General features: G+C 52.4%; 6 protein-coding genes. 3 read left to right on the top strand and 3 right to left on the bottom strand.

Going from position 1 to position 6230, the window contains the following annotated elements:
* Positions 1 to 59 precede the first annotated feature (59 nt).
* Positions 60 to 968, bottom strand: coding sequence for a GNAT family N-acetyltransferase (locus EI42_RS18995; RefSeq protein ID WP_170142749.1), 909 nt, complete (start codon positions 966 to 968; stop codon positions 60 to 62).
* A 471-nt stretch (positions 969 to 1439) separates the two neighbouring features.
* Here EI42_RS18995 and EI42_RS19000 point away from each other — a divergent pair, with 471 nt between their 5' ends.
* Both EI42_RS19000 and EI42_RS19005 read left to right on the top strand, forming a co-directional pair.
* Positions 1440 to 2081, top strand: a complete 642-nt coding sequence (locus tag EI42_RS19000; RefSeq protein WP_211326253.1) for a TetR/AcrR family transcriptional regulator — start codon at positions 1440 to 1442, stop codon at positions 2079 to 2081.
* 52 nt (positions 2082 to 2133) lie between these two features.
* Positions 2134 to 3846, top strand: coding sequence for an MDR family MFS transporter (locus tag EI42_RS19005; protein ID WP_111324212.1), 1713 nt, complete (start codon positions 2134 to 2136; stop codon positions 3844 to 3846).
* Positions 3847 to 3931: 85 nt separating this feature from the next.
* Here the strand turns inward: EI42_RS19005 and EI42_RS19010 are convergent, their stop codons facing one another.
* Positions 3932 to 4189 (bottom strand): hypothetical protein, encoded by a 258-nt coding sequence (locus EI42_RS19010; protein WP_111324213.1) that lies wholly within the window; start codon positions 4187 to 4189, stop codon positions 3932 to 3934.
* 212 nt (positions 4190 to 4401) lie between these two features.
* Here EI42_RS19010 and EI42_RS19015 point away from each other — a divergent pair, with 212 nt between their 5' ends.
* Positions 4402 to 4896 carry a PaaI family thioesterase gene (locus EI42_RS19015; protein WP_111324214.1) on the top strand — a complete coding sequence of 165 codons (495 nt, stop codon included), beginning with the start codon at positions 4402 to 4404 and terminating at the stop codon, positions 4894 to 4896.
* Positions 4897 to 4949: 53 nt separating this feature from the next.
* On the opposite strand, the gene EI42_RS19020 is transcribed toward EI42_RS19015, so the two are convergent.
* Positions 4950 to 6230 (bottom strand): ATP-dependent metallopeptidase FtsH/Yme1/Tma family protein (locus EI42_RS19020; RefSeq protein ID WP_146505377.1); only part of this gene is annotated, 1281 nt, incomplete at its 5' end.

Below are 6230 nucleotides of genomic sequence, written 5' to 3' on the forward strand. Positions count from 1 at the left end.
AAAAAGGGTGGTTTGTTTTGTAGAACCACCCGTTGTTTTTTTGGAGCGTCCAGAAAGGCTTAGAAAAGACCTTTCTCATAGACAAAGAAGAGGTTATCGTTTTCCTCGAAGCTGGCTCCAGTGTAGCCCACGCCAGAGAATGCGTCGCGCATAAAGACCTGATCGGGCAGGTAGACACGCACGCGATCCATCTCCTGTGTAATGGCATGATGAAGCAGCTCATAAGCCAGTAAGCTGACCGGCTCAATTGAGGTGCCATCGATGTAGCCAAGCGAGATATGTGTACCATAGTAGTTGTTGGGAGGACAAACGTCAAAAATGGCAAGGCCGTCCAGCTTCTCCCAGCGCCTGGTGAGATAGATCTGTTGCTCTTTGATTTTCTCTTCAAGGAATACAGCTGTGATCGGGATAGCGCGGAACCGGTGGAAATAGAGTCCGGCCATGATTGGAAAGACATTGGAGGCATTGAGGAACGAGATAATGTCATCCAGATCCTCTATCGTTGCCGGGCGGGGCCGGTCTTTGGCCGAGATCTTCTGTAGCTTGTCCAGTGCCGGAACGGTGCTGAAAGGCAGGAAGCCTGCTACCTTGCGAAAACCACCGGCTTCGGCCAGCTCCAGAGAGCGCTGATTCTCATGCGAGATTGCCATGCGAATATATTGAGCTCCTCGGCGCATGGCCTCCAGCAGCGCGGCCTCATTCATGCGTCGGGCCAGGCCCTGACGTCTATAGGTTGGATCAACGCGCAGGCCCTCAAGCCAGGCATCGGTAGGGGTGAGCATCTCCATATGGAGAATACCTGCCGGGCGGTCGTCAACTGTGACGACGACAAGCTGTCCCGCCGGATTGTTCAACCATTCATCCCAGACTTCTTCAATATAGTCACCGTCTTCCCATGTATGGGCACAGAAGGCCAGGACGATATCTCGGTCCTCGGGCCGTGCGGGTCGAGTCTCGATTTGAGGCATGCAAGAATACTCCTTCATAAAAGTATAAAATAGAAAATTTCTGATTTTGCCATATGGCAGATTGGCACCCGTGAGATGGGGAACTGCCCTTTCTCTTCCATCACATGCTGGCAGGGCAGGAGGAATAGAGGCTACCACAGCAAATTGTACAATGCTTGCTTGCTGAAGCGCTACTGTAAGAATATCTTCTTATTTGTCCTTGTTATACAACAAATGGGAGGATGCTATTTATGCCTCCGTTGACGGAGCCTGTAAGAGGAAGCAGGCCTGTCTCTCTTTCAAATGGAGCACGGAACAAAGGAAAGATCTCCCCCAAATTGGGGGGAGGAAGGGTTGACAGGAGCCTGACCTGATAGTAATATAATGACTGGTAAGTCACAGAATAGAACTGGTAGTCATATAGTGAGCATAAGGTCAGAAAACTACCCGGGAGGGCAGCCAGCCTCGGCTGAAGAAGAAAATATGCAGACGATGCAGTCGCATTGTTCATTACGAGAGAAACAGAGACAGGAGAGAGAGCAGCTTATTCTGAAAGCGGCAGAAGAGATACTGCTTGAGAAGGGGTACTATGAGACCTCAATGGATGAGATTGCTGCACGGGTGGGAATAGCGAAGGGGACTATTTACCACCATTTCCCGAGCAAAGAAGAACTGGTTGCGGCTCTGATTACCTGGAATATTGAGGCTGCTTTGCGTGAGGTAGAGGCTGTTGTTGCTGCCGACCTGACCCCAAGCGAGAAGCTTGATCGGCTTATCGAGCATGTGTTTACTGGCATCTATAGTAAGCGAGCTCGGCTTTTGTCATCCATCTACAATGGAGTCGATATCAAGCGAGTTTTCCAGGAAAAAGAGCACGGTATAAAAGAGAAAATGGATACATTATGCCGATATACCGTTGAGATTCTGGAAGAGGGGAAACGGGTTGGTGAGTTCGAAACATCGATCTCGACGCAGGCGATGATGTATGCATTTTTCTCGCTCTTTTCTATACGCCGCTATGACGCTATTTTGCTTGGCGGAAAGGAAGTGCCGCATCGCGAGCTCTTTCGCCAGCTTCGACACATCTTTTTACAGGGCATTACAAGAAAACAAGAACCAAGTGACAAAGAATAAGTAGCAATGTGGTTGTTTTGTTTGAAACAGTAGAGAAGGTGGAACAAATTCTATGAAAGAGGTTACGGGGCAAACAGTGGATATGGACAGCGGCCGCCCCGAATTTACCAATCGGGAGAAGCTGCTGACCATGTTTGGTGTTCTCCTGGTAATGTTGCTGGCATCGCTGGACCAGACCATTGTTTCAACCGCGATGCCGCGTATTATCGGTGAACTGAATGGTATTGATCGCTATACCTGGGTTTCAACTGCGTATTTGCTGGCTTCGACCGTCATGATTCCGATCTATGGTAAGTTATCGGACATGTTCGGTCGTAAATTGATCTTCTTGATTGGAGTCATCTTATTCCTGGCCGGTTCGGCAATGTGTGGCGCTGCGCAGGATATGAACCAGCTTATCGCTTTCCGCGCGTTCCAGGGCCTGGGCGCAGCCGCGTTGATGCCTATCGCGATGGCTGTGGTTGGAGACCTGTTTACTCCGCGTGAGCGCGGTAAGTGGCAGGGCGTGACCGGCTCAATCTTTGGTCTCTCATCAGTGCTCGGTCCTACCGTGGGGGGATGGATTACCGAGAACGTTTCCTGGCGCTGGGTCTTCTATGTGAACCTGCCGGTTGGCGTGATCGCGTTGTTAGTGCTGATCTTCCTGATGCCTGCACTGCACACGCGCGGTAAAGACGCACGCGTTGACTACATCGGTTGTTTGTTCCTGGTCGCCGCGACCGTCCCTATGATGCTTGGTCTGAGCTGGGGTGGCTCTGAGTATCCCTGGCTTTCCTGGCAGGTGCTTGGCCTGATCATCTTTGGCCTGGTCTTCTTTGTCGTGTTCTTCTCCTATGAAGCGTTCCTGGCACGACGTGAGAAGCAGCCGATTATCGATCCTGGTCTATTCAAGAACAACATCTTCAGCATCTCCGTTGTGATCACGATGCTGACGAACATGGGGCTGTTTGGTTGTATCTTCTTCCTGCCGCTGTATGCTCAGGGCGTGCTCGGCATCTCTGCAACCAACAGTGGCCTGATCCTGTCGCCGATGATGATTTCGATGATTATCACCAGCGTCTTTTCGGGCTTCCTGGTCTCGAAGATTGGTAAATATAAGATCATCGCTATCAGTGGTATGATTGTGGCCCTGGGTGGCGCGTTGCTTCTGTTGCGGTTGGATATCAATTCGGTCTGGAACGATCTGCTCATTGCCATGATCGTGATGGGCCTGGGTCTGGGCTTCGGTATGTCGCTCTACACGCTGATCGTACAGAACTCGGTTCCGTACAAGAAGATGGGTCAGGCGACATCGGCGTTGACCTTCTTCCGTCAGATCGGTAGCACGATTGCCCTTTCAGCAATGGGTTCGATCATGAACACCGGCTATGTCGATGATTTTCACAATGCGCTGCCAGCCAAGTTACGCCAGTTGCTTGAGTCCATTCCTTTGCCGACCGATCACTCGAAGACGCTGTTGAGCGCATTTGATAATCCAAATGTATTGACGTCGCCTGATATGCAGGAAAAGATGAAGACCGGCTTTATCGCTGTGGGTAAGGCAATGCATGTCGATGGCTTGCAGATGTACAATCAGGTGATGGAGGCGGTTAAAGTCGGCCTGACACAGGGTATTCACAACGTCTTTATTCTGGGTACGATACTGATGGCGCTTGCGCTCGTGGTGGTCTTCTTCCTGAAGGAAATCCCGTTGCGCGGTAAAAGCAAGGCCGCCGAGGCAGCGGAGGACGCCGCCAATGCGGTGAGCCCGGTCGCAATTCACTAAAGCAGATAGTTCTCTTTTTACGTTACGTACTGCTTCTGGCTATTGAGGGATGCCGCCCATACAGTGTATGGGCGGCTTCTTTTTGTCAGGGATGGGACTTGACGGGCTCTTCCAGGGGCCTGGCCTGAAGCTGTTCAAGCTGCTGCTTGAGGTTGTTGAATTCCCGGAGTGCTTTTTCGTACTTTTCAGCGGCTTGGGCCAGTTGTGTCTGACGATGTTCCAGCTTCTGCCGGCTTTTGTTGACTTCCTGGCGGAGCTCTTCAAGCTGTAGCATCATTCTGGCTTCTTGCCGGGCCTGCTCTTTGTTCTGATTCAGGGTCGTGTTCTGCTCGGTATGTGTCATGGTTGTCTTTCGTCCTGTCTGCTAAGTTGATGGATTCTGAATGAACATGCTCCTGCTAACAAAGCATACTCTGTTTGCTTGCACGTAAGCAAGCTGAAGCAGTACATTGTTTGCTTCCTTGAGATGTGGTAGACTCGACCGCAGAGGCGTACAAAGACCACTCGCTCAGTATTTTGTGCTCTTTTCTAAAGCATATATGGGGAAATAAAGAGATGATTACAGATTTAAATGATCGTTCGGATTATCAACTCTGTTTCGCCTGTGGGAAGCGTAATCCCTATGGATTACAGATGGAATTTCGGCGCGAGGGCGACACCGTGGTTTCCGATTTCCGCCCGCAGGCCGAGCATCAGGGCTTTCCGGGTGTGATTCATGGTGGCATTATTGCAACCGTGCTCGATGAAGCACTGAACCGTACCTCTATGTTAACGGATAGTCCTGCCTGGTCAATGACAGGCAGGTTGGAGATCCGCTACCGCAAATATGTGCCATATGGGCCCTTGCTACGGGTGCGTGCGGAACTGGGGAAACAGAAGGGGCGCCTGATGCAAGCATCGGGAAAAATCACTCTGGCCGAAGATGAGAGTGTGGTGCTTGCGGAAGCACAGGGAACCTTTATGGCGCTGTCCTCCGAGATGCTCGATTCCGTAATGAAGGAGTACCCTTTGATGCGGAGCTGGCTGGAAAGGGATGAAGAGGCGGAATAAGCTGGTCTGCAAAAAAGAACGGGACAGAGGATCGCTCTGCCCCGTTTCTTACTTTATTCGGTCTGCTGGTGTTCCATCTCTGGCGGCTGTGGACGCTCCGGCGGCGGAGGTGGTGCAACCGTCGTCGCGATCTGTGGCACCCTGGGTCGTTTCTGTGTCGACGCGAGTGGTGCACCGGTCTCCTCACAGATGGCATGCAGAACTTTTGCATCGATCGTCTCTTGCTTTCGCAGCTCTTCCGCGATGCGGTCAAGTGTTGGGCGATATTGCTGCATGATCTGATAGGTGCGCTCATAGCATTCACTCACGATCCGTGAGATCTCTTCATCAATGATTTGAGCCGTTTCCTCACTGTAGTCGGTCGGGTTGCCAACATCGCCACCCATGAACGGGCTTTGACGCTCGCTGAAGGAAACGGTTCCCAGGCGCTCGCTCATACCCCAGCGTGTGACCATCTGGCGTGCAATCATAGTAACGCGTTGCAGGTCGTTCTCGGCTCCGGTCGTGATACGGTGAAAGACGGCCTGTTCAGCGGCGCGGCCACCCAGAGCGTACACGATTTGCGCAAGCAGGTACTCTTTTGGATAGTTATAGCGATCATCAAACGGCGTTGCCATCGTGACACCAAGCGCCTGACCACGCGGGACAATCGTCACTTTGGTGATCGGGTCTGCACCTTCGGTAACCAATGCAGCAAGCGCGTGACCGCCTTCATGATAGGCGGTGACTTGCAGGTCTTCATCGCTCAGGACAAGCGGGCGTTCAGCACCGAGCAGAATTTTATCCAGCGCGTCTTCAAAACAGCGCTGCGTCACAAGATCCTGATTACGGCGTGCGGCCAGCAAAGCGGCCTCGTTGACCAGGTTTGCCAGGTCTGCGCCAACCATGCCGGTCGTGCTGCGCGCAATTGCCTGCAAATCAACATCAGAGGCCAGTGGCACGTTGCGTGTATGGATCTTCAGAATAGACATGCGACCGTTCCAGTCAGGACGGTCAACAGTGACGCGGCGGTCAAAGCGGCCCGGGCGCAGGAGTGCCTGATCCAGTCCCTCGGGGCGGTTGGTCGCGGCAAGTACAACCACTGCCTGACGGGCATCAAAGCCGTCCATCTCTACCAGCAACTGGTTCAAGGTCTGCTCACGCTCATCGTTGGTATTGATGCTGGAACCACGCTGGCGACCAACGGCGTCAATTTCGTCGATGAAGATGATGCTCGGTGAAGCTTTCTTGGCCTGATCGAACAGGTCACGCACGCGACTGGCACCAACACCGACCAGCACTTCAACAAACTCAGAGCCGCTCATGGAGAAGAAGGGCACGCCTGCTTCACCAGC

It is taken from the genome of Thermosporothrix hazakensis (assembly GCF_003253565.1).
Taxonomy (GTDB): Bacteria; Chloroflexota; Ktedonobacteria; order Ktedonobacterales; family Ktedonobacteraceae; genus Thermosporothrix; species Thermosporothrix hazakensis.

What these genes read in the sequence shown, in the direction of transcription:
- EI42_RS19015 (WP_111324214.1), top strand. Translation starts at nt 4,402, where the DNA reads ATGATTACAGATTTAAATGATCGTTCGGATTATCAACTCTGTTTCGCC.
- EI42_RS19000 (WP_211326253.1), top strand. Translation starts at nt 1,440, where the DNA reads ATGCAGTCGCATTGTTCATTACGAGAGAAACAGAGACAGGAGAGAGAG.
- EI42_RS19010 (WP_111324213.1), bottom strand. Translation starts at nt 4,189, where the DNA reads ATGACACATACCGAGCAGAACACGACCCTGAATCAGAACAAAGAGCAG.
- EI42_RS18995 (WP_170142749.1), bottom strand. Translation starts at nt 968, where the DNA reads ATGCCTCAAATCGAGACTCGACCCGCACGGCCCGAGGACCGAGATATC.
- EI42_RS19005 (WP_111324212.1), top strand. Translation starts at nt 2,134, where the DNA reads ATGAAAGAGGTTACGGGGCAAACAGTGGATATGGACAGCGGCCGCCCC.